18 protein-coding genes and 1 pseudogene are annotated in these 24059 nt (G+C 60.8%); 13 read left to right on the top strand and 6 right to left on the bottom strand.

The window, feature by feature from the left end; genetic code table 11:
* Positions 1 to 99: 99 nt before the first annotated feature.
* Positions 100 to 708: a hypothetical protein gene (locus ACKZ62_RS14700; protein ID WP_241150156.1), complete on the bottom strand. Its 609-nt coding sequence runs from the start codon at positions 706 to 708 to the stop codon at positions 100 to 102.
* Positions 709 to 956: 248 nt separating this feature from the next.
* Here ACKZ62_RS14700 and ACKZ62_RS14695 point away from each other — a divergent pair, with 248 nt between their 5' ends.
* The 6 genes from ACKZ62_RS14695 (at position 957) to ACKZ62_RS14670 (ending at position 11660) form a co-directional block, all read left to right on the top strand.
* Positions 957 to 2489 carry a sugar ABC transporter ATP-binding protein gene (locus tag ACKZ62_RS14695; protein ID WP_122681016.1) on the top strand — a complete coding sequence of 511 codons (1533 nt, stop codon included), beginning with the start codon at positions 957 to 959 and terminating at the stop codon, positions 2487 to 2489.
* Positions 2482 to 3459, top strand: a complete 978-nt coding sequence (locus ACKZ62_RS14690) for an ABC transporter permease subunit (RefSeq protein WP_032887379.1) — start codon at positions 2482 to 2484, stop codon at positions 3457 to 3459. The genes ACKZ62_RS14695 and ACKZ62_RS14690 overlap by 8 nt, the downstream gene beginning before the upstream one ends.
* Before the next feature lie 34 nt (positions 3460 to 3493).
* Entirely contained in the window at positions 3494 to 4426 is a 933-nt protein-coding gene (locus ACKZ62_RS14685; RefSeq protein WP_447096935.1) for an ABC transporter substrate-binding protein, read from the top strand.
* Between the two features lie 21 nt (positions 4427 to 4447).
* Positions 4448 to 5440 carry a LacI family DNA-binding transcriptional regulator gene (locus ACKZ62_RS14680; protein ID WP_099602468.1) on the top strand — a complete coding sequence of 331 codons (993 nt, stop codon included), beginning with the start codon at positions 4448 to 4450 and terminating at the stop codon, positions 5438 to 5440.
* 16 nt (positions 5441 to 5456) lie between these two features.
* Positions 5457 to 6917 carry a xylulokinase gene (gene xylB, locus ACKZ62_RS14675; protein ID WP_447096934.1) on the top strand — a complete coding sequence of 487 codons (1461 nt, stop codon included), beginning with the start codon at positions 5457 to 5459 and terminating at the stop codon, positions 6915 to 6917.
* Between the two features lie 147 nt (positions 6918 to 7064).
* On the top strand, positions 7065 to 11660 hold the full coding sequence (locus ACKZ62_RS14670; RefSeq protein WP_447096933.1) for a hypothetical protein: 4596 nt from the start codon (positions 7065 to 7067) through the stop codon (positions 11658 to 11660).
* Here the strand turns inward: ACKZ62_RS14670 and ACKZ62_RS14665 are convergent.
* Positions 11657 to 12091 (bottom strand): Lrp/AsnC family transcriptional regulator, encoded by a 435-nt coding sequence (locus ACKZ62_RS14665; RefSeq protein ID WP_032887368.1) that lies wholly within the window; start codon positions 12089 to 12091, stop codon positions 11657 to 11659. The two genes, ACKZ62_RS14670 and ACKZ62_RS14665, sit on opposite strands and share 4 nt — an antisense overlap.
* A gap of 109 nt (positions 12092 to 12200) precedes the next feature.
* On the opposite strand from ACKZ62_RS14665, the gene ACKZ62_RS14660 reads away from it, so the two are divergent.
* Entirely contained in the window at positions 12201 to 13106 is a 906-nt protein-coding gene (locus ACKZ62_RS14660) for a DMT family transporter (RefSeq protein WP_095184782.1), read from the top strand.
* On the opposite strand, the gene ACKZ62_RS14655 is transcribed toward ACKZ62_RS14660, so the two are convergent.
* Both ACKZ62_RS14655 and ACKZ62_RS14650 read right to left on the bottom strand, forming a co-directional pair.
* Positions 13084 to 15063 carry a peptidase U32 family protein gene (locus ACKZ62_RS14655; protein WP_032887361.1) on the bottom strand — a complete coding sequence of 660 codons (1980 nt, stop codon included), beginning with the start codon at positions 15061 to 15063 and terminating at the stop codon, positions 13084 to 13086. The two genes, ACKZ62_RS14660 and ACKZ62_RS14655, sit on opposite strands and share 23 nt — an antisense overlap.
* A gap of 70 nt (positions 15064 to 15133) precedes the next feature.
* Complete coding sequence (locus tag ACKZ62_RS14650) at positions 15134 to 15514, bottom strand: RidA family protein (protein WP_032887358.1); 381 nt, start codon at positions 15512 to 15514, stop codon at positions 15134 to 15136.
* 180 nt (positions 15515 to 15694) lie between these two features.
* Between ACKZ62_RS14650 and ACKZ62_RS14645 the strand changes: the two are divergent.
* Both ACKZ62_RS14645 and ACKZ62_RS14640 read left to right on the top strand, forming a co-directional pair.
* Positions 15695 to 16462 (top strand): annotated as a pseudogene (locus ACKZ62_RS14645) (PAS domain-containing protein); the annotation flags it as partial.
* Entirely contained in the window at positions 16454 to 17050 is a 597-nt protein-coding gene (locus ACKZ62_RS14640; RefSeq protein ID WP_447096960.1) for a methyl-accepting chemotaxis protein, read from the top strand. The pseudogene ACKZ62_RS14645 and the gene ACKZ62_RS14640, both read left to right, overlap by 9 nt.
* A 183-nt stretch (positions 17051 to 17233) precedes the next feature.
* Here the strand turns inward: ACKZ62_RS14640 and ACKZ62_RS14635 are convergent, their stop codons facing one another.
* Positions 17234 to 18343 carry a GlxA family transcriptional regulator gene (locus ACKZ62_RS14635; RefSeq protein ID WP_447096932.1) on the bottom strand — a complete coding sequence of 370 codons (1110 nt, stop codon included), beginning with the start codon at positions 18341 to 18343 and terminating at the stop codon, positions 17234 to 17236.
* A 32-nt stretch (positions 18344 to 18375) separates the two neighbouring features.
* On the opposite strand from ACKZ62_RS14635, the gene ACKZ62_RS14630 reads away from it, so the two are divergent.
* A complete protein-coding gene (locus ACKZ62_RS14630) occupies positions 18376 to 19350 on the top strand; it encodes an ABC transporter substrate-binding protein (RefSeq protein WP_447096931.1) in 975 nt (324 codons plus the stop codon).
* A 63-nt stretch (positions 19351 to 19413) separates the two neighbouring features.
* Entirely contained in the window at positions 19414 to 20517 is a 1104-nt protein-coding gene (locus tag ACKZ62_RS14625; protein WP_447096930.1) for an aryl-sulfate sulfotransferase, read from the top strand.
* Between the two features lie 10 nt (positions 20518 to 20527).
* Here the strand turns inward: ACKZ62_RS14625 and ACKZ62_RS14620 are convergent, their stop codons facing one another.
* Positions 20528 to 21397 (bottom strand): oxaloacetate decarboxylase, encoded by an 870-nt coding sequence (locus tag ACKZ62_RS14620; RefSeq protein ID WP_032887345.1) that lies wholly within the window; start codon positions 21395 to 21397, stop codon positions 20528 to 20530.
* A 299-nt stretch (positions 21398 to 21696) separates the two neighbouring features.
* Between ACKZ62_RS14620 and ACKZ62_RS14615 the strand changes: the two genes are divergently transcribed.
* Both ACKZ62_RS14615 and ACKZ62_RS14610 read left to right on the top strand, forming a co-directional pair.
* The gene (locus tag ACKZ62_RS14615) at positions 21697 to 22653 is read left to right on the top strand and encodes an ABC transporter substrate-binding protein (RefSeq protein WP_122681009.1); all 957 of its coding nucleotides are present in this window, start codon (positions 21697 to 21699) and stop codon (positions 22651 to 22653) included.
* Positions 22654 to 22676: 23 nt separating this feature from the next.
* Positions 22677 to 24056, top strand: coding sequence for an LLM class flavin-dependent oxidoreductase (locus ACKZ62_RS14610; RefSeq protein WP_447096929.1), 1380 nt, complete (start codon positions 22677 to 22679; stop codon positions 24054 to 24056).
* Positions 24057 to 24059 lie beyond the last annotated feature (3 nt).

Genomic DNA, 24059 nt, shown 5'->3' with positions numbered 1-24059 from the left:
TCTTCGGATTGGAAGGCACTCATATGAGTGCCTTTGAGGCTTGTCGTTAATGAATCGTTTCACTCATGGATAAACGACCTGCGCCAGCGCTGGTTTACCTCAGCGCAGACCGAACATGAATTCTCTTTGTGGGCAATTGCTGCTTCTGGCCTTAACGGCCATGTTGAGATTGCGCAGTTCGTTGCAAATCTGCGCGATGTTTTTCGGCGTGACGTAAAGGTTGTTGGAAAACCACAGGTGCTTGGCAGTGGGTAAGTTCTTCAGGGCTCCGCCCGCCGTGAGTATCCGCAAAACGATGGTGGAGCAGTTTTTGCGGAACAAATCGTAATGGGCGTTGGTTTTGTTGCGTATTTTGAACCACTCGGCCCGCATGTTCGCCACGTCCAGCCCGGAAATTGTATAGACCAGATGGGGAGGGCTGCCTTCGGCGCTTATGTCCGACTCCAGGAACAGGTTGCGTCCTTGCGGCTGCTTGCCTAACCACTGCGCGTCACTTTCCGGCCACCAACTCACGTAGTTGGTATTGACATGCTCGATCGCCCCCCTGTCGACATGCCGTGCCTCTCTATTTGCATACGCGTAGTAATTGCGCTCTATATTTTTTCCGATATGTGGGTCGCCGATGTACAGGGCGGCGTGGCCGACGTTTGTCTCTTGCTTAGCAAATACGGGAAACCAGATATAAACGACGGCGCTGGAAAGGGGCATGGTCTTCGATTTTTTCCGCGTGAATGAGGGGCGCGCATTCTAGTCAGGTCATCTGTCTTTGCCCCTTACCCTACGGGCATAGGGTTGTAACCAAATCCATCCTGCTACCCGCAAAATTTCACCAAACAGCTTGGTGAAACGTTTCTTCAATGACAAAAATGCCTAAGCAAGCGCTTGCGTACGAAAATGTATCTGGATTAGAGTCGGGCTCGCTTAACCACAAAAATAATAAAACCAGGAGCTCAGCCATGAGCCTTGAACCCTTGCTTGAGATGCAGGGCATCAGTAAAACCTTCAGCGGTTTGCGCGTGCTCAAAAGTGTCGGCCTGAAGGTCTACCCCGGCGAAATCCACGCCTTGATGGGGGAGAACGGCGCCGGCAAATCGACGCTGATGAAAATCCTCTCCGGCGCCTACCAGGCCGACCCCGGCGGCGAAATTCGCATCAGCGGCCAAACCATCGCCACTTACAACCCCGCCACTGCCAAAGCCCTCGGCATCGCCGTGATCTATCAAGAGCTGAGCCTGTGCCCGAACCTGAGTGTGGCCGAGAACATCTACCTGGGCCGTGAACTGCGCCGAGGCTGGACCATCGACCGCAAAGGCATGCAGGCCGGCTGCGTCGAAGTGCTGCAACGCCTGGGAGCGGAGTTCACGCCGGCAACTCAGGTCAGCAGCCTGTCGATTGCCGAGCGCCAACTGGTGGAAATCGCCCGCGCTTTGCACGCCCACGCCAAAATCCTGGTGATGGACGAACCCACTACGCCACTCTCGTCCCGCGAGACCGACCGGCTGTTCGCGCTGATCAAGCAACTGCGCAGCCAAGGGTTGGCGATCATCTATATCAGCCACCGTATGGCCGAGATCTATGAATTGTCGGACCGCGTCTCGGTGTTGCGCGATGGCCAGTACATCGGCGAACTCACCCGCGATGCGCTGTCGGCCGAGGTGCTGGTGAAGATGATGGTGGGTCGTGACTTGTCCGGCTTCTATAAGAAAGAACACGCCGCCTACAACCCCGGCAACGTGGTGATGCGCGTGCGCGACATGGCCGATGGCAAACGCGTGCGCAACTGCAGTTTCGATTTACACGCCGGTGAAGTGCTGGGCATCGCCGGACTGGTGGGGGCAGGGCGCACCGAGCTGGCGCGGCTGATCTTCGCTGCCGACCCCCGTACCAGCGGCACCCTGGAAGTGGTGGGCAAGACCGTCACCCAACTGCGCACCCCGGCGGACGCGATTCGCGCCGGCGTGGTGTACCTCACCGAAGACCGCAAGGCCCAGGGCCTGTTCCTGGATATGAGCGTGGCCGACAACATCAACGTCTGCGCCTGTGTGCCGGATGCCCATGCCGGCGGCTTGCTGGATCGCGGTCATGCGGCGCAGCGCTCGAATGACGCTATCAAGTCCCTGTCGATTCGCGTCGCTTCGGGCAAGGTCAATGTCGGCGCGTTGTCCGGCGGCAACCAGCAAAAGGTGTTGCTGGCACGGCTGTTGGAGGTCAAGCCCCATGTGCTCATCCTCGACGAACCGACGCGGGGCGTAGACATCGGCTCCAAGTCCGAGATTTACCGCATCATCAATCAACTGGCCCAGGCCGGCGTGGGCATTGTGGTGATTTCCAGCGAACTGCCGGAAATCATCGGCACCTGCGACCGGGTGCTGATCATGCGCGAAGGCCAGTTGGTGGCCGAAGTCGGCGGGGCTTCCGGCCACGCTATTTCCCAGGAACGTATTATTGACCTCGCCACCGGTGGCGATCAGGTGGTTGCCCATGGCTGATTCGATGATTGCAACAACAGGCAAGGCAGAGCGCGTGCGCGAACTGATGCGCACGGTCGGCATGTTGCCGGTGCTGATCTTGCTGCTGGTGGGCTTCGCCCTGGCCAGCGAGAACTTCCTGACGGTGCAAAACCTGTCGATCATCACCCAGCAGGCCTCGGTCAACGTGGTGCTCGCGGCGGGCATGACCTTTGTGATCCTCACGGCGGGCATCGACCTGTCGGTGGGGGCGATTCTAGCGGCGTCCGCCGTGGTGGCATTGCAGGCGTCAATGTCGCCGCAGTTCGGTATGTTCGGGATTGCCGCCGGGATTGGCTTTGGCCTGTTACTGGGCCTGGTAAACGGCGGGCTGATCGCCTTTATGCGCCTGCCTCCGTTTATCGTCACCCTCGGTGCACTCACCGCGATGCGCGGCCTCGCACGGTTGCTGGCGGATGACAAAACCGTGTTCAACCCCGACCTGCCCTTTGCGTTTATCGGCAACGATTCGATCCTTGGCGTGCCGTGGCTGGTGGTGATCGCCGTAGCAGTGGTGGCGTTGTCGTGGTTCATCCTGCGCCGCACCGTGATGGGCGTGCAGATCTACTCGGTGGGCGGCAACCCAGAAGCCGCGCGGCTGTCCGGGATCAAGGTGTGGAAAGTGCTGCTGTTTGTCTACGCCATGTCCGGTGCGTTGGCCGGGCTTGGCGCGGTGATGAGCGCCTCGCGCCTGTTTGCCGCCAATGGCCTGCAACTCGGGCAATCCTATGAGCTGGATGCGATTGCGGCGGTGATCCTCGGCGGCACCAGTTTTACCGGCGGCGTGGGCACCATTGGAGGCACGCTGATCGGTGCGCTGATTATCGCGGTGCTCACCAATGGCCTGGTGCTGCTGGGCGTGTCGGATATCTGGCAGTACATCATCAAGGGCATCGTGATCATTGGCGCCGTGGCGCTGGATCGTTATCGCCAGTCCGGTGCGCGGACCTGATTTCACTCATACAACAATCACAAGAGAGACTCCCATGAAGCTTAAACACCTGTTTCCTGTCATTGCCTTGGCCGCCCTGATGTCGCAAGCCGTGGAGGCCCGGGAGCTCAAAGCCCTCGGCATCAGCATGGGCTCATTGGGTAACCCGTATTTCGTGACCCTGGCCGACGGCGCAACCGCCCGCGCCAAGGAGTTGAATCCCAACGTCAAGGTCACCTCGGTGTCGGCCGACTATGACCTGAGCAAGCAGTTTTCGCAGATCGATAACTTCATTTCGTCCAAGGTCGACCTCATCCTGATCAACGCCGTCGACCCGTCCGCCATGGCCTCGGCGATCAAGAAAGCCCGCGATGCCGGTATCGTCGTGGTCGCGGTGGATGTGGACGCCAAAGGCGTGAATGCCACCGTGCAGACCGACAACGTCGAAGCCGGCAAGCTCGCTTGCCAGTACCTGGTGGACAAGCTCTCGGGCAAAGGCAATGTGATTATCCAGAACGGCCCGCAAGTGACCGCTGTGACCGATCGCGTCAAAGGCTGCAAGGCTGCACTGGCCGGGGCGCCAGAGATCAAGGTGCTCTCCGACGACCAGGACGGCAAAGGCTCCCGCGAGGGCGGCTTGAACGTGATGCAGGGTTATCTGACACGCTTCGCCAAAATTGACGGCCTGTTCGCAATCAACGACCCGCAAGCCATCGGCAGCGACCTGGCGGCCAAACAGCTCAAGCGCAGCGGCATCATCATTACCTCAGTGGACGGCGCGCCGGATATCGAGAACGCCCTGAAGACCGACACCCAGATCCAGGCGTCCGCCAGCCAGGACCCATGGGCCATGGCCCAGACTGCCGTGAACGTGGGCAATAACATTCTCAATGACAAAGCCCCGGCCGAAGCGGTTACCCTGCTGACCCCCAAACTGATCACCCGCGACAACGTCGGTACGTACAGCGGTTGGTCCAGTAAACATTGATCTATTGAGAGGAACGGCGCCGTGGTCACCATGGATGACGTGGCAAGCAGGGCGGGGGTGTCGACGTCGACCGTGTCCCACGTGTTGAACGGCACCCGCAAAGTCAGCCCGGCCACGGTGCAGGCAGTGCAGCGGGCGATCCAGGCGTTGGGGTATATCCCTAATACCCTGGCGCGCTCGCTGGCCCGCTCCAGTACCAACACCCTTGGCGTGGCGATCTCGGCGTTGTCCAACCATTACTTCAGCGAAACCGTTCACGCGATTGAAACCGAGTGCGCCAAACACGGCTACATGATGCTGTTTGTCGATACCCATGATGACCCGGAGCAGGAATTGCGGGTGGTCACGGCGCTGCATCATCGACGGGTCGATGGGATTGTCCTGGCGCCGTCCAACGGCTCGATGGCCCTGGCGTATTTGCAGGCCAACGAGATTCCAGCAGTGTTGGTGGATCGCATGATGAGCGAGCACTTCGATCAAGTCGGGGTGGAGAATGCCCAACCGACCCAGGCCCTGATTGAACACCTGATTGCCCATGGGCATCGCCGTATCGGTTTCATCGCCGGACGTGCCGGCTTCAGCACCACGGATGAGCGAGTGGCGGGGTACAAAGCCGCTTTGCAAGCGGCGGGGTTGGTGTTTGATCCGCAACTGCTGGTCGACGGCGGCTCCAACACTGAGCCGGCACGCCAGGCCACCGTTCAATTGCTGGGCTTGGCTGCGCCGCCCACGGCGATCATGGCCGGCAATAACCTGATGACCCTCGGTGCCATGCAGGCACTGCGGGAGGCGCAGATCGAGGTGCCGGGGCAAATGGCCCTGGTGGGGTTCGATGATTTCGATTGGGCGGATTTGTTTGTGCCGCGTCTGAGCCTGATCGCGCAACCGGTCAAGGCCCTCGGCGCACGCGCGGTCGAGTTGCTGCTGCAGCGCATGGCTGCGCCCGGCGCGCCACCCCAGAGCGTACGACTGGCACCCACCCTGCAATTACGTAACTCCTGCGGCTGTGATTGATTGGAATAACGCACGTATGAACAGTCCTGTTTCCCTCGGAATCGACCTCGGCACTTCGGAACTCAAAGCCATCCTCATGGATACCGGCGGTGCTGTACTGGCCCATGCCGGCGTGCGCTTGAGCGTGTCACGGCGCCACAGCGGCTGGTCCGAGCAGGCCCCGGAAGATTGGTGGCAGGCGTGCCTGCAGGCCTTGGACCAATTGCGCCAGCATGAAGCGTTTGCCCGAGTGGCCTGTATCGGGCTGTCCGGGCAGATGCACGGTGCGGTTTTACTTGGCGATGACGACCGCGTGCTGTACCCGGCGATCCTGTGGGACGACTCCCGCGCCGTGGCCGAAGCCGAACAGTTGGGGCCGACCTTTGCCGAGGTCACGGGCAGTTTGCCCATGGCCGGGCTGACTGCACCCAAGTTGCTGTGGCTGCAACAGCACGAACCTGAGGTATTTAAGGCGATTGACTGTGTGCTGTCGCCCAAGGACTACCTGCGTTTGCGGCTCAGTGGCGAGCGGATCAGCGAGATGTCCGATGCGGCGGGTACGCTGTGGCTGGACGTGGCGCAACGTGAGTGGTTCGCCCCGATGCTGCATGCAACGGGCCTCACGCCTGCGCAGATGCCCCGGTTGGTGGAAGGCGGCGCCGCGAGTGCGTGCGTGACGCTCAGTGGCCTGGGCTTGCCGACAAACGTGGTGATCGCCGGTGGTGGCGGCGATAACCCGGTGGCCGCGGTGGGTATGGGGGCGATCAATGCCGGTGATGCGTTTATCACCCTTGGTACCAGCGCGGCCCTGGTCGCGATCACCGATCACGCTGCCGGTAACCCGGCCAGCGCTGTGCACAGTTTCTGCCATGCGCTGCCCAACCGCTGGTACACCATGGGCGCCATGCTCGCCGGCGCCAGTTGCCTGCGCTGGATCACTCGGCTCACTGGGACGGCGGATGAGCAAACGCTGTTGAATCAGGTGCAGGCGCACTTCCCGATCGGACAGCCGGTGCCGTTGGATACGCCGCTGTTTCTGCCTTACCTGGCCGGTGAGCGCACGCCCCATAACGATCCATTGTTGCGGGGTGGGTTTATGAACCTCGGTCACGACTGCAACCCCGCCATGCTCGGTTATGCAGTGATGGAGGGCGTGGGCTTTGGCTTGCTGGATGCGTTGCGCGCCGTGCAATCCGCTGGTGCCAGTGTCGGCGCCTGTGCGCTGGTGGGCGGTGGTGCGCGCAGCGAGTACTGGGCTCAACTGCTGGCCAACATCCTCCAGCGGGAAGTCCATACCCTGCACGGCAGCGAACTGAGTGCGTGTATTGGGGCGGCGAAGCTGGGGTTTCTGGCGATGGGGCAGGGCGCGGAGTTGTTGCAGGCGGGTATGCCGGTGAAGGCGCGTTATCAGCCTGATTTGGCTCAGCATGGGTTACTGGAAATGCGCTATGCCAAATTCAAGCAGTTATTGCCCGCCGCCAAGGCGTTGCGTGATTGAAGGGCTGCCTGTCGCGCATATTGAACTACAGTTAAATCTGGCGTCAGTTGCGAGTTTACTGTGCCACGGGCATTTCGCCGGCGCAGTCTCGGAGCGAGTGGAATCAGCTGCTGCAACTGGGTAATTGACTACTCAGGGAGAAGCACGATGCGCTCCGAAAAAAATCCTTCCACCCTTGCAACGTGGCAGAAAGGGGCGCTTCGCCTTGCATTACCTGCCTTGGTATTAATTGCCTTTGTGTGGGTGACTGTTGCGACCGGCACCGCCCGGGCTGACGATGCTCCCTCCCTGATCATCCTTGACAGTGGTGCCCCGAAAACCGTGCTGGGCCAGCCCGCCAGCCTGGGCCGTGGTAACGCAAAATTGTTGCTTGATACACAGCAGTGGCTGGACATTCCGTTGGACCGGAGCGTGACGGTCAGGGTCAAGAAACTTCGAGTTTCCCAGCAGTCCGGTGCCACGGTGTGGGTGGGTGAGGTGCAACCTTCCGCATCCGGGCGTCGTTACATCTCTCCCGGTACTGACCTGTCCCATGACCTGGCCATAGACCCCAAGAACCTGGCGATCCTGGTGGCCCATGATGAGCGTGTCACCGGCACCGTTATCGTGGACGGGGTCAGTTATGAAATTTTACCCATGGAGAATGGCCAGGTTGCCGTCTCGCGCAGGCAAGACGCCGACCTTCCTGACCCCCCACTTGTCGACACCCTGAACGCACGCGATGTGCAGGCAGTTGCGCGCAACGGCGACACGGTGCAGCAGCCGATACGTGTCCTGACGGTCTATAGCAACGATGTTCGCGATGCGTTGGTTGATCCCGTCGCACAAGGCATCAAGCACTTCGAGTATTTCAAGACGGTGGCCCAGCTCAGCGGGGTGACCGGGGTGTTTGAAAATGCAGGTGTGGCGCACATCGACTACAACCAGCCATCCAAACAATGCCTGGGCGATTTGCCCTGCATGAATCGGTTGCTGAGCCCGGTCGGGACGTTAAGCAGTGATATTCGCACCCAACTGAAGGCCCATGTGGTCATCGCCATGCTGGATACCGATGGCGGCCTCGCGTCCACCGCAGGGCCTACATCGCTGAGACAGAGCCATGCCTACGCGACCATGCACAGCGCCCAGACCTACGCCCATGAAGTCGGTCATTTATTGGGCGCACACCATGAAGATGCCGGGACGCCCTATCCGTATTCCCGTGGTTATTGCCAGCGTAGCGTCTTGCCTTACTGGCACACCCTCATGGGGTATTGCGGCGGTGCCACACCGTCCTCGGTACGTATTGGTGTCTATTCCAATCCGCAATTGACGTACCAGGGATTACCCACCGGGGTGGAGGGCGTGAATGACAATGTACGTTCCATCAACAACTGGCATTCGGTAATCGCCGGCTTTTTCCCACCTCCCGATCCAACAGGGGCGCCCATCGCCAGTGGCTTCGTGGAGTTGGGGCAAAAAGACCTGCCGTTTTCCGGTGAGCGCGCCACGCTCAATGCCAAGGCGTCACGCAATCCTGGCGTGGACGCGCTGCAATTCGAATGGTCGCAGCTTGAAGGTGCCCCGGCTGCTGTGATCGACAACAGCCAGTCGGACATGGCCGTCGCACATTTCCCTGAAGTCCAGATGCCCACCGACTATCGCTTTCGCCTCACCGTCAGGAATGCCACGGGGGCCGTGGACACCACCGTTGCCAGCGTGCGGGTGTATCCGCGCACCCTCGGGGACGCTTGCGAAAACGTGGCGCCATGGGACCCCGCGCAGGTGTATTCCGTGCCCGGCCAGCCGGTGAGTTACCAAGGCAATCTGTACCGTCTCATCGTGCCTGCGAGCGGTAGCTCTGCGCGACGTGCACCGGCCGTCTGGAGCGGATTGGTGGCCCCGATGAACTGGCGGCTGATCAAGACCTGTGACGACGCAAGGACTTTGCAGCAGCGTCTGGCGGCGGTGGACCACTGGGCAAGGGTCAACCGCGACGCGCCGGTGACTGTTGGCTTGCAGCAACAGCTGCACAATTTGCTGGCGCAACTACACATGGACTGGCCCGCGCCAGCGGCAGCGGGGCGCCTGCGCCCGATCGAGTTCGAGTCCAAAAACTGTGTGGTCAAGGACGCGGCCAACCCCCTCAGGTTGGTGGCGCAGGAGGCTTGTCATGAGCCCAATGCGGCGCGCTGGTTGCTCGATGGCAGTGGACGCCTGCACGCCATGGATACCCCGGAGCTGTGTGTGCGCAACAACGGCAATGATCAGCCAGTGACGTTGCAAGCCTGTGCCGACGACAGCACGCCCTGGGTCCGTCTCAAGGAAGGGTTCATTGACTACCAAGGGGCCGTGGGGCTGTCCCTTGCAAGCGACTTCACCGTAAACCCGGCGGTGGATTACGGTAATTTCCTGGCCAACGTGGGGGGGAGTCTGATCACCAAAACAAAAATCCCGACCAACTCCGTCACTTACACCCGCTTCGGCAACGTTGCCCAGGACGCCAGTTTGCTGCTGGCCCATGCGGGCGCGGACACCTTGAAAGTGGTCGGGCACGTGATGGACAGCGAAGGGCAGCCCGGTACCGCACCGCCCATGCCGCCGATGATTGTGATCAGCGGACCCACCGAGGCCAGCAGTGGTGACAGCGTGCAACTGGACGGCGCGGGTTCGAGTTCCATCAACCCAGGCGCCAACCCGCTGATTTACACGTGGGAAGCGCCGCCCGAACTCGGCGCATACACCGACGGAGCGCGGCTGCAATTCAACGCGCCGACGGTGACCACGCCGACGCCGTACACCTTGGCCCTTCGGGTCGATGACGGGCAGGTCCAGGCCCGTGAAGAGCATGTGGTCGTGGTGCGCAGCCAGGGACAAGGCGGGCCCGAAGGCGAGCTGAACGCTCCGGCGGAGGTGGTGGAAAAAACCACCGCGACCTTTACGGCCTTGGTCAAATCCCCCGGCAACTTGCCCTTGATGTATGACTGGCGGATCCCACCTGGGTTTACGGGCCAGGTGGGCAATACCGCGAGCGTGACCCTCACGGCACCGCCGGTCGCGGCTGACACGACGCTTGAGTTGGCCCTGGACGTACGCGACAGCAACGGCGCAACGCTGAATTTGCACAAAAACGTAATCGTCAAAAAAGATACCCAGTTGGTCGGGGGAACCATCGTCGGCGAAACGCAAGTTCCGAGCGATCAGGCCTTCACCCAGCACGTCGAAATCGGCAACCCGCACAATCGTGAACTGACCTACGTATGGACCGTAACATCGCCGCCCGAAGGCGCCTTGACGGTAATAGGCCCTAGCGATCAGCGGGAGATCACCCTCAAGGCGCCTAAGTTGATGGCTAACAAGAATGGTTACGTCAGGGTGTTGGTCCGAGATGGTGTGGGCTTCGCATCGCTGCCGAACAAAACCATCCAGATCAAGGCGTATGAATATCCTCCTTTGATCGGGCGCATGATCTTGCCTAACCATGTCAACGTGGGGGACATCTTTGAGCCCCGGGTGATCATTGATAACCCTGAAGACCGGGATCTGAGCTATCGCTGGTGGGTGAACACCGCCAGCTTCGAATTGTTGGATGCCGACCCCAAGCAGCCCACGGCCCGAGTGAAGGCGGTCAAGTCGAGTAATAACGGTGGGTTGGTGGTTCAGGCCACGGTCAGCGACGGCGGTCCTCGAACGGTGATTTACAACGAGCCTCGCGTGGTTGTTGGAGAGCCGTCCGGCGCCAATCCACCCCAAGGTCAACTGAACGGCCCTCTGGAAGTCGTAAGTGGCCAAAGCATTCGTTACCAGGCCGCGTTTACTTCGCCCGTTGGCAATCCCTTGAACTACGCGTGGGTCAAAGGCTCATTGATCGGCGCCACGCCCAACAGCGCCGATCAGACCTGGACCGCGCCGCAAGTGACCACCGATCAAGTGGTCACCGTGGCGGTGACGGTTTCTGACGCGGCCCGCAACAGTGTCAAAAAAGCCGTCGCGGTGTTGGTCAAGGCCAGCGGCTCTGAGCCAGATCCAGAGCCTGATCCGCTACCGCCAGTGGGTAAAATCATCAGCGCGGACGACGTAGAAACCGGTGCATCCATCCTGTTAACTACCGACGCAGCCTCGAACCCGCCGGGCGGCGAACTGACGTACGCGTGGTCCATTTCGCCGCCACTGGAGGGTACGCTGGTCGATGGCCCGTCGCTGACACTGCGTGCGGCCCAGGTCAGCGTGGTGACCCCGGCCACGGTGTCATTGACCGTCACAGACAGCAAGAACGCCAGCCTGAACCTGCGCAAGACGGTGAGCGTCGTACCGTCCGCCAGGCCCGTCGCCCAGATCAGTGGGCCCACCACGGTCGAGGCAGGCAAACCCCTGGCGTTGTCGGCGACCGGCTCAAGTGGGCTCTCGTTACGCTACGCATGGCAGGCAGAGGGCTTTACCCCGGCCGCTTCGGTGACAGTCAGCCCAACGTTCACCGCGCCCACCACTGCGGGCGCGCGAAGCATCGGGCTGACTGTCACCGACGCCGCCAACCGCACGGCCAGCGCCAGTCATTCGGTGATTATCAGCCCACCGGAGCAAGCCGGGGATTGCGCGCCGCCGTGGGTGGCGAGCAAAGCCTATTCGGTCAACAACGAGAAAGTCTCGTATGACCGCTACAACTATGAGGTGGCGCACTGGACGCAAAACCAACGGCCGGATTTGAACTGGGTCATCACAGGCAGCGCCAAACCCTGGCGACGGCTGGCGCCCTGCGCACCCTAGAGGGGCGGTAAACGCCGCTTTACCGGGGTTTTCTTGACGATGGCCGTGTTGGTTTCGGCATAGGCGTTGAGGCGGTCAAGCAGGCTGTCGAGATGGTCCATGGTGCGTACATGCAGACGGGCGATAAAGCAGTCTTCGCCCGTCACCTTGTCGCACTCGGTGAACTCGGGGATCGCCTGGATCTGGCGTTCCACTTCCTGCAACTGGCCGGGCAGAGGACGGATGCGCACGATGGCTTGCAGCAAATAGCCAAAATGCTTGGGGTCAATGTCCACGGTGTAGTGGGTCAGCACGCCGCGTTCTTCCAGGCGACGCAAGCGTTCGCCAACGCTGGGCGAGGACAGCCCGGTAATACCCGCCAGGGCCTTGAGCGACAAACGCGAGTCGTCCATCAAGGCGGCGATCAGTTGCTGGTCGATGGTGTCAATCATGGTGTTCGCCTAATAAGAAAAGGTGATTTCCGGTGTTTGCCTTTTTTAGTCGCTGGAGCCGATCACGCGCAGATTGCCATAATTGAGCCTCACTTGAGGAGTTCCAATCATGGATACATCGATCCGTCGCGGTTCTTGGGAAATGGTTGCCGCCATGCTCATCTCGGGCACCATTGGCTGGTTTGTGCTGGTGTCGGGCGTGTCGGTGATTGAGGTGGTGTTCTGGCGCTGTGTGATCGGTGGGCTCACGTTACTGCTGGTCTGCGCGGTGCTGGGTTATCTGCGCCTGGACCTGCTCAGTTGGGCCCGGCTCGGGCTGGCGATGCTCAGCGGCGTGGCCATCGTCGGTAATTGGTTACTGTTATTTGAATCCTATTCCCGCGCATCCATCGCCATCAGTACGGCGGTGTACAACGTTCAGCCGTTCCTGTTGGTCATGCTGGCGGCGCTGTTTCTCGGTGAAAAAATCACCTTACAGAAACTGGCCTGGCTGAGTGTGGCGTTTATGGGGATGCTGGCGATTGTCACTGCCCATGGCGAGCAGCAGAGCGGTGGCGGGGACTATTTGACGGGAATCGTCCTGGCGTTGGGCGCAGCGTTTTTGTATGCCGTAGCGGCATTGATCATCAAGCGCTTGAAGGACGTACCGCCGCATTTGATGGCGTTGATCCAAGTGATTACCGGTGCGCTACTACTGGCGCCGCTGGTGCCTTGGAATAGCCTGCCGCAGGCGAGTAATGCCTGGTCGGCATTGGTGGCCCTGGGCGTTGTGCATACCGGGTTGATGTATGTGTTGCTGTACGGGGCGATCCAGAAACTGCCGACGGCCATCACCGGCGCGCTGTCGTTTATCTACCCGATAGCGGCGATCGTCGTCGATTGGATTGCCTTTGGCCACCGCCTGGGTTGGCTGCAATGGCTGGGGGTGGCGGCTATTCTGCTGGCGGCTGCCGGGTTGCAGCGGGGCTGGTGGTGGCCCCGCTCCCGCAGGGTTAGTGCGTGCCCTGAAAGATGATCTTATCCGGGTTGAAATGCTCCACCACGCTGCCCGGCTGCGGCAAGCCAAGGATATGCCCCTTGATCTTGCCCACCACATGCATCTCGCACGGCTTGCAGTCGAACTTCAGCGTCAGCACTTCGTCGCCATGGATCAATTGCATCGGCGCGACCTTGGTTTTCACGCCCGTCACACCCTTGGCCTGTTTAGGGCAGAGGTTGAACGAGAAGCGCAGGCAGTGCTTGGTGATCATCACCGGTACTTCGCCGGTTTCTTCATGGGCTTCAAAGGCAGCGTCGATCATCTGGACGCCGTGACGATGATAGAAGTCGCGGGCCTTCTGGTTGTAGACGTTAGCCAGGAACGACAGGTGCGCTTCCGGGTAAACCGGCGGCGGCGTGGTCTCGGCCTTGCGTCCACCACGGGGGTGAGCCGCGACACGGGCCGCAGTCAGCGTTTCGATCACTTCGCGGCGCAATGCCTTGAGCTGCGAGTTGGGGACGAAGAACGCCTGTGGCGCGTCCAGCTCGATATTCGTCGCGTGATACTCGGTAGTCCCGAGTTGGCCAAGCAGGTCGCGCAGGGTATCCAGCGCCTGCTCCGGCTTGTTGGCCGCGCCGAACGGGCCGGGCAGGGTGACGCTGGCGCTGATGCCTTCTTCACTGGTAGCGGTAATTTCCAGCTGGTCTTCACGCAGGCGCGCGACCCACGACAGGCCGATACGGCGCTCCGCCGAGGTCTTGAGCAGCGCTTGTTGCCAGTTATGGTCCAGGTTGCGGTTCAGCGGATGGTGCGGGCGCAACTGGTGCAGACCGGCCGGCATTTCGTTCGGCTCGACGCGGTAGCGATAGCGCTTCTGGCCGTCTTCCTCGAACTCGCCCTTGGGTTCGGCGATGTTGGCGCGAAAACCCACCACTTCGCGTTTGACCAGCACGTTCAGCCCGTCACCGTTGGACAACGGCTCATGGGTGACCACTTGCAGATCGCGCTTGCCGGCTTTTTCCACCGTACCGACCGGCAGGCCGGTGAAGGTCGGCGTGTCGAAGGCGCCGATGTCGATCTTGCGGTCGCTGACGAAATAGTCGGTGCTGCCACGGTGGAAGGTTTTTTCCGGGTCAGGCAGGAAAAAGTGCACGGTGCGGCCGCTGGAAGCGCGGGCCAGGTCTGTGCGGTCTTCAAGCACGTCGTCGAGGCGCTGGCGGTAATAGGCGGTGATGTTCTTCACATAGCCCATGTCCTTGTAGCGGCCTTCGATCTTGAACGAACGCACACCGGCTTCGACGAGGGCGCGGATGTTGGCGCTCTGGTTGTTGTCTTTCATCGACAGCAGGTGCTTTTCAAAGGCCACAACGCGGCCCTGATCGTCTTTCAAGGTGTATGGCAGGCGGCAAGCCTGGGAGCAATCGCCACGGTTGGCGCTGCGGCCATTTTGCGCGTGGGAGATGTTGCACTGCCCGGAGAACGCCACGCACAGGGCGCCGTGGATAAAGAACTCGATGGCGGCATCAGTCTCGTCGGCGATGGCGCGGATTTCCTGCAGGTTCAGCTCACGGGCCAAGACCAGCTGCGAGAAACCGGCCTGGTCGAGAAACTTCGCGCGGGCCAGGGTGCGGATATCGGTTTGGGTGCTGGCGTGCAGCTCGATGGGCGGAATATCCAGCTCCATCACACCCAGGTCTTGCACGATCAACGCGTCAACACCGGCGTCGTAGAGCTGATGGATCAGCTTGCGCGCGGGTTCCAGTTCGTTGTCATGCAAGATCGTGTTGATCGTGGTGAAGACGCGCGCATGGTAACGGTGAGCGAACTCTACCAACTGAGCGATATCGCTCACGTCATTACACGCGTTATGACGGGCGCCGAAACTTGGGCCGCCGATGTAGATGGCGTCGGCGCCATGCAGGATCGCCTCCCGCGCGATGGCGACATCGCGGGCAGGGCTGAGCAATTCCAGGTGATGCTTGGGCATGGACATAGTTTTTTTAGTCAGGCTTGTCACGGTTGAGGCGCGCATTGTAGCTGTGAAATGCCTGACCGGCATCAACTCAGGCCTGGGCGGCCATCGCGGTCACTTCCACGCGCATGCCTTCTACCGCCAATGCAGCAACGCCAACCGCCGCACGCACGGGCCAGGGCTTGGCAAAGAAGCGTTTGTAGACTTCATTAAAGGCCGCACGATCGGCCATATCCGTCAGATAAATGGTCAGGTGCATTACCCGATCCATGGAGCTGCCGGCCTTTTCCAGCGCGACTTTCAGCGCTTGCAGGGTGCATTCGCATTGCAGGGAGATATCGCCCAGCTCCAGGCTGCCGTCGGCGCGGGTCGGGATCTGGGTGGAGACCAGGATACCGTTGAAGCCAATTACGTCGGATGAGATGGAGTCAGCATCAGGATCGGGGGTGTAGGACAGGTCGTGGTTGGCCATGGGCGCCTCTCGTTGGCAGGTTGAAAAGGCGCCCATGGTCCCCGAAAACAGCCGCGCGGGCAAACCGCAATGCGCGGCTTTTTGACGCCAGAAAATAAACATTAAAAACCGCGTAAAGTCGCGTATTCAGCCGCCGATAGCCAGTTACAGACAGCTTCTTCGCACGGTTGAGGGTACGTCATGTTCAATAAAGCAGTTAAAACAGAACTGGCGGCCAGGACGGCCGAAGTCACCGAATACAAAGGACTGTTTACTGCACTCGAACGCTCCATGGCCGTGGTCGAATTTGACCTCAATGGCAAGGTGTTGAGTGCTAACGACAACTTCCTGAGGACGCTGGGTTACAGCCGTGAGCAACTGCTCGGCAAATCCCATCGTGATTTCTGCTTGCCAGCGCTGACCAGCAGCTCGGCCTATGGCCAGTTCTGGGCTGACCTCAAGGCCGGAAAGTTCGTGTCAGGTACGTTTAAGCGGGTGGACTCCCAAGGCAGGACTATCTGGCTTGAGGCCAGCTACAACCCGGTGCTGGATGAGCGTGGCCAGGTGTTGAAAGTGGTCAAGTACGCGTTGGACGTCACTGCCAAGGTTGAACAGGAAGCCGCTACGCGCAGCAAACTGACGGCGTTGGACCGGGCGATGGCCGTTATCGAATTCGATTTGAACGGGCAGGTACTGGACGCCAACGACAACTTCCAGAACGTCATGGGGTATTCGTTGGCCGAGCTTAAAGGCAAACACCACCGCCTGTTTTGCGAACCGGCCCTGATTAACAGCCATGAGTACGCGGACTTTTGGCGGCGCTTGAACAATGGCGAATTCTTCACCGGGCAATTCAAACGCCTTGGCAAACATGGCCGGGTCGTGTGGCTCGAAGCGAGTTACAACCCGGTCTACGACGGCGACGGCAAGCTGATCAAGATCGTCAAGTTCGCCAGCGACATCACCGAACGTGTAGAGAAGTTCGAAGAAGACTCCCGTGGCGCCTCCCGTGCTTACCACATCTCGTCCGAGACCGAGCGGTTTGCCGAGCACGGCACCCAAGTTATCCAGGAAACCGCCACGGAGATGCGCCGGATTGCCGAAAACATCGGCTCATCCGCACGCCTGGTCGGGCAGTTGGGCGATCGTTCCGAGCAAATTACCGCCATCGTCAACACCATTCGCGGCATCGCCGACCAGACCAACCTGCTGGCGCTCAACGCCGCCATCGAGGCCGCAAGGGCTGGCGACCAAGGCCGTGGCTTTGCGGTGGTGGCCGATGAGGTCAGGCAACTGGCCGGGCGTACCAGTCGCTCCACAGCGGAAATCGCCGAGATGATCGGCATGATCCTCTCGGAAACCCGCGACGCGGTGACCAGCATGAGCGCCACCCAGGAAGGCGCACAACGCGGCGTCCAGTTGGCGGACCAGGCGGGTTCGGTGATCTTGCAGATTCGCACCAGCACCAGCGATGCGGTGCAGGCGGTGAGTATGTTTGCGTCGAAGCTGGATGAGTCGGAGGTGATTCCCAAGACTGCCATAGGCTGGGTTGGCTAATCGCTGGCTCGCTGTTGATGTTGGTCTCAGGCTTGCTTTTGGGGCTCTTTTCCAAAAGTGAGCCGCCGTTACCTAGATAGTGGATAGGTACACCGAACGGCCGCTGTCGCGGGCAAGCCAGCGCTCACGTTTTACGGCGGATTTTTTTGTGGGGGCGTCCTTGAGCGCTGGGCTTAGCTGAACTCAATGCGCCAAACCCTGCAGCGCGATCCCCATCGGAAACGGTGCCTGGTGGGTTGCTGCCTTCATTTGGTTGCGATAACCCAGCGGGCTGGTGCCCAGTTGTTTTTGGAAAGCGCGCCGCATGCGCTCTTCACGGCCGAAACCAACCGTTTGCGCGATCCGCTTGATGGGTTCACTCGTGGTGGCCAACACCCGGCAGGCGGCTTCCAAGCGCAAACTCTCCACCGCCTGTGCGGGCGTATCGCCCGTGGCGGCGACATAGGCTCGCGCAAAGTGACGCGGGCTCATGCCGAATTGCTCGGCCAAGCGCTCCACGCGTAGATCACCGTTCAAGTTGCCCGCAATCCACGCATGCAAGCGCGCCAGGCGTACATCGGGATCAGTGCGCAGAGCGGTGGACTGGGCTTTGAGCGAAGCGCTCAACTGCGGTTGCTCGGCCGAGCGCCACAGGAACACGGTGAAATAGCGCGCCAATGACAGCGCCGCGTCGGCCCCCAGATCCTGCTCGACCAGTCCCAACGCCAAGTCGATGCCTGCGGTGGCGCCGCCGCACGTCCACAGGTTGCGGTCATGCAGGTACAACGCGTCGGTCTGGCAGATGACCTTAGGGTAACGCGCCTGCAATGCTTCGGCGAACTTCCAGTGGGTCACTACGTTGCGCCCATCGAGCAAACCGGCGGCGGCCAATGCGAAGGCGCCGGTGCCGATTGAACAGAGGCGACGGATCGCCGGGGCGCGGCCGCGCAGCCAGGCGCAGGCATGCTCGTTGGCTTCCAGGGCGTCCATGCCGGGGCCGCCCGCGACGATCAGCGTATCAATGTCGGGCGCTTGTTGATCAATTCGTTCCAGTGACTGGGTGCTGGCGCTGATCCCCGACACCGAGCTGACCTGGCCTCCAAACGGTGAGGCAAGCAGCAACCGATACGGCGCCTGTGTGGCAAACGCGCCGCCCAGCAGGCGTGGAATCGCGGCAAACACCTCCAGCGGTCCAGCGGCGTTGAGCAGCAGCAAGTCATCGAACGCTAGCACCACCACCGTGCGCTCAGCGATGTCCGACGTGGCAGTAAAGGAGGGGTGTTTGGCATGGAGCGGCACGGCGAGCCTCGACATACTGGATTCAACGCAAAGATGAGGGAAAGACAATGACGTTAAAACCGGGTGCTGCCAAGTACGCTGTACGACAACGCTTGGCCGGGCTGGTGTGCTGGGCTGCGGTGTTGATCGTGCAACCGGTGTCGGCTGCGCTGCATGTGGGTGACCAAAGCGGTTTGACCCAAGCCATGCTGCACGCGGCGGGGGAGGATGCGGGGCTGTCGGGAACGCTGGTGTGGCATCCATTCACCGCAGGTACCACGCTGCTGGAAGCCCTGAGCGCCGGAGCCATCGACCTGGGTGTGGTCGGCAACGCGCCGCCGGTTTTTGCCCAGGCTGGCGGTTTTGATATCCGCATCATTGGCGTGGCGAGCGGGGCGCAGAACAATAACGCGCTGGTGTTACCTGAGGGGACCACTGTCCAGCGAGTCGCCGATCTCAAGGGCAAACGGGTCGCCGTCGCCAAAGGCACCAGCGGGCATTACCTGTTCCTGGCAGCGCTGCATCAGGCCGGGCTCACAACGCGGGACCTGAACATGATCTATGCCAGCCCCGTCGATGCACAAAACGCCTTTGCCAGTGGCCGGCTCGATGCCTGGGCAGTGTGGTATCCCTTTGTTGGCCAAGCCACTTCGCGAGGCGCGCGGGTACTGCTGGACGGCAGCGAATGGCCGGAAACCGGGCAGAATTTTACGGTGGCGAGCCTCAAGGCTCTGGCCGACCCTGAGCGTACGGCGCAGGCCGGTGACTTGCTGACCAGGCTCGCCCGCGCCCAAGCCTGGGCCACGGCGCATCCGGATGCCTGGGCCGAGGTGTTTGCCCAGACCACGCGGCTGCCAATCGCTCTGGTGCGCGACATGCTCGCCCATCAAACCTTGCAGTACGTGCCGATTGATCCTGCCGTCATTGCCTTGCAACAGCGTCTGGCGGACCTGTTCGCCGCCGAGCGGGTGATTCCCCGTGCGCTGGACGTCGGGCAAATCTTCGACCCGCGCTTTAACAGCCTTTTACCGACCCCCCACTGATTCGCTTATTTCTGACCTTGTCGACGTAGCCTCGGCAGGGATTCCTGCACCCGGAGAAACCTCATGCACAGCACCACGCTTAAACGCCAGAAGACCGGCCTTATCACCGTCGACCACGCCCGCAGCGCGGGTGGCTACACCTTGTTCGCACCGCAAACCGCCGGGGGCAATGTGTTCCTGATCGACATCGACGGCGAGGTCGTGCACCGCTGGAAGCTGCCTCAGCGCCCCGGCCGCGACGCTGTGATCCTGGGCAACGGCAACCTGGGCTACAACGGCAATCACCCGGATTCCCCGGAGCTCTTTCCCGGTTGGTCGGTGTGGCACGGCGGTGCCTTCAGCGAGGTCACCCCCCAAGGCGAGGTGGTGTGGGAATACACCGATTTGCTGCACCATCACGACGCTCAATGGCTGGACAACGGCCACCTGCTGTACACCACGGTGGAACCCTTGAGTGCGGAGTTGGCCAGCCGAGTGGTCGGCGGCATTCCCGGCAGCGAGGCGGCGGGTGGCGTGATTTATGCGGACGTGGTCAAGGAGGTTGACCGCCAAGGGCAGGTGGTCTGGGAGTGGCGCAGTTGGGAGCATTTGCGGCCCGAGGATTACCCGCTGCACGACACATTCGAGCGTTACCACTGGCCGATGACCAACGCGGTCTCGCCGGGCAGTGACGGTAAGGTCATTCTCAGTTTGCGCAGTGTCTCTTCGGTGATTGCTATCCAGCGTGGCAGTGGCGAAGTGTTGTGGCGCCTGGGGCACGATCTGGTCGCGCAACAGCATTGCCCGACTGAGCTGGAAAACGGCAATGTGCTGGTGTTCGACAACGGCATTTCACGCCCACATGTGAGCATGCCGCACTCGCGCATCCTGGAGATCGACCCGCACACGCAGCGTATCGAATGGCAGTACGCGGACACGCCGGGTTATGCCTTCTTCACGCCATTCATGGGCGGCGCCCAGCGTCTGCACAATGGCAACACGCTGGTGACCGAAGCCAACTTTGGCCGTCTGTTCGAAGTCACGCCAGCCGGCGAAGTGGTGTGGGAGTACATCAATCCGCACTTCGCCGCCTATCCCGATGCAGCCTCCCGGCGTTACCTGCCGGGAGAAAACAACGCGATCTTCCGTGCGCACCGTTACCAGCGCGAGGACATTGCCTGGCTGTGAGGGGGGAGGATTACTCTTTGACGTCCATGAACTCTTCAGCCCACGCCACGTAGTTTTCCGGGAGCGTGTAAGTGTGCGTCAGTTCGGTCGCGCTGAGATTAGAGGTGCTATGGGTTAATTGGCGCTGGGCACGCAAGCTGTCGTAAGTGGCTTTGATCGCCGCGAAATAGGCGCCATGCCCGGCAACCACCACGCGCACGCCCAGGCTCGCGAGGCGCTGGGCGTCGTTGAGCTTGGGATTGCCGTAGGTCACCAGCATCAGTGGAACGGTGAGGTTTTCTGCGATTTTTTCCAGATGCTCGAAGTCACTCACGCCCACCATGCAGATCCCATCCGCACCGGCTTTTTGATAGGCCAGGGTGCGCTCGATCACCGCTTCGGTGGGCAACACACCCGCATTGGTCCGAGCGATGATTGAGAGTTCAGGATCGACACGGGCTTCCAGGGCGGCGCGGACTTTGCCAATGCCTTCCTCGATGGAAATCAGGTCGGTGGATTTGCGCCCGAATTGCGCCGGCAGCAGGGTGTCTTCAATCGTTAATGCGGCCACGCCGGCGCGCTCAAGCTCTTCGACGGTGCGCATCACGTTGAGGGCATTGCCGTAGCCGTGGTCGGCGTCGGCGATAAACGGCAGTTGAGCGACACGCCCAATGCGCGTGGCCTGCTCAACGAACTCACTCAGCGTGATCAACGCAAAATCGGGCGCCGCCAATACCTGCAACGACGCGACTGACCCTCCCAGGATACCCACCTCAAACCCCAGGTCCGCCGCGATACGGGCGGACATGGGGTCAAATACGGAAGCAGTTTCAACGCAGCTCGGCTTGGCAAGCAATTCGCGGAAGTCACGGCGCAGCGTCGAGTGAGATTTTTTGGGCATGTTCTTTCCTGGCTCTGATCGTCATGTGACGACATATGTCTATTCGTGGTCGCGCGAGATTACCATGCAGGCAGGCCGGGGATTATGACGTTTGAGCATGGGGTATGCGCCAAACAGATGTCGCACGCCGGCGTTAAAATGTGTAGGTGGCATTATTATAGAATTACGTTATGCGTTATCAGTATTTTACAGGTGGCTGGATGGGCCTCATCGTATGAGGCAGATTATTCCTGTGAACACTACCGAGACCGCACGCGCGGATCGACTTGATCTGCCTGACAAGGCATCTGGAGACGAACGTGCGTTACCTTTCAAAACTGGCGGCCGCGTTAGCCGCCGCACTGCTGAGCCTGACCGCGAACGCGCAAACGCTGGTGGTCGGCGACCAAAGCTACAACGCCCAAGCCGTCATGGAAGCGGCGGGGGTGCTGGACGATCTTCCCTATACCCTTGAATGGAAGCAATTCACCGCCGGCTCGCCAGTTGCCGAAGCGCTCAACGTCGGCAGCCTCGACATCGGCCTGCTGGGGGATGCGCCTGTGCTGTTCCTGGGCGCATTGGGCGCGCCAATCAAGGTGATTGCCGTCAGTCGGCAAAATCTCGACGGCGTGGCGATTCTGGTTGCGAAGGATTCGCCGATCAAGAGTCTCGCGGACCTTGCAGGCAAGCGCGCGGCCATCTGGAAAGGCTCCTGGAGCCAGCAATTATTGCTGACAGCGCTGGACAAAGCCGGCGTGCAGCGCGACGCGCTGGAGTTGCGTTACCTGAGCGCGTTGGATGCCTCCCATGCGCTGGAAGGCGGCTCGGTTGACGTCATCGCGACCTGGGAACCCTATGTGACACAGCAGGAACGACAAGGCGCGCGGGTGCTGGCCACGGCGCAAGGGCTGATTCCAGCCCAGAGTTTCATTGCCGCCAACGCCAGTGCTGTGGACGCCAAACGGGCGCCCATCAGTGATTTTCTCCAGCGCCTGAAGAAAGCACGCGACTGGGCTCGCCAAGCGCCGGCCAACACAGACGCCTATGCCGACGCGTGGGCCAAACGCACCCGCGCGGATGCTGAAATCGCCCGTGCCTGGTTTGCCCGCGCGCGCACCACCGTCGAGCCCGTAACGGCCCAATCTCCCGTCGAAGCGCAAAAGACCGTGGACTTTTTTGCCGGTCAGGGACTGGTCAAGTCTTTCCCTGCTGCCAGCTTGTTTGATGACTCGTTCGCGGCGTCTTTGCAGCCCGCCGTCGCTACTAAACAGCCGTGAACGCCTCAAGGAATCCTCTGCAAATGACCAAACGACAGCTCAAACTGGGTGCCTTGACCATGGGCAGCGGCGGTCCAGGCCGACACAACCTGTGGCTCGACCCTCAATTGCCGGTCGATGCGAGCGTCAACGTCGACTGGTATATCGACATTGCGCGCCAAGCCGAGGCGGCGCTGTTTGACTTGATATTCATCGTCGACAGCCAGTTCATTACGCCGGGCTCACCGTCCCATTACCTGAATCGACTGGAACCGCTGACGCTGTTATCGGCGCTCGCCGTGAGCACTCGACACATTGGCCTGGTGGGCACGCTGACTACCTCTTATAACTCGCCGTATAACGTCGCGCGGCGCCTGGCGTCACTGGACCTGATCAGCAAAGGCCGTGCGGGTTGGAATGTGGTCACCAGCGGCGACGCCGGCACGGCGGGCAATTACAGCCGCGACGAACATTACGACTACGACACACGCTACGGCCGCGCGGCGGAACACGTCCAGGTGGTGCAGGGGTTGTGGAACTCCTACGAGGACGATGCATTCGTGCGCGACCGGGCGACCGGCCAGTTTCTCGATCCGAGCAAACTGCATAGCCTGAATCACCAGGGCGAACACTTTTCGGTGGTCGGCCCGTTGAATATCCAACGTTCAGCGCAAGGCCAACCGGTGATCTTCCAGGCCGGTGATTCGCAGCAGGGACGCGACCTGGGGGCTGCGACGGCGGATGTGATCTTCACCCATGCCGCCAGTATCGAGCAGGGCCAGGCTTTTTATCAGGATATAAAGGGCAGGGCGGCGCAACAGGGGCGCGACCCGGAGCAATTGCTGGTCATGCCGGGCGCTGAAATTTATGTTGGCGACACTGACGAGCACGCTCGGGAAATCGAGCAGCACTATCATCAGATCGATCACAGCTTTGAGCTCGCCCTGAAGGAGTTCGGGCGCAATTTCGGCTGGCATGATTTCAGCCAGTACGACCTCGATGCACCGTTTCCCCAGCAAAGCCTGGAGGCTGCGCGCAGCAGCTTCTTTACCGCTGCCAAACGCATTGCAGACCAAGCGCGCGAGAAAGGCTTCACGCTGCGCCAGGCCGTAGAGTTCGGCCGACAACTGCGTCCCGGTGCATTCGTGGGTACGGCTGAAACCGTCGCGCAGAAAATGGCCGAATGGTTCGAGGCGCGGGCCGTGGATGGGTTCAATATCTACATCGGGCACCCCGAGCAATTCCATCGTTTCACCCAGGAAGTCATACCGTTGTTGCAGGCGCGTGGTGTCTACCGCACCGCGTATGAAGGGACAACCTTGCGTGAAAGCCTGGGATTGGAGATCCCCCGGTTTGAGCATCGTGGGTCGACGTTTACGGTGGACCCAGCAACCGGGTTAGAGTGGTCATCCGTTACCCGTTGATAT

Source organism: Pseudomonas sivasensis (assembly GCF_052938085.1).
This window is presented reverse-complemented; position numbering and strand designations above follow the sequence as displayed.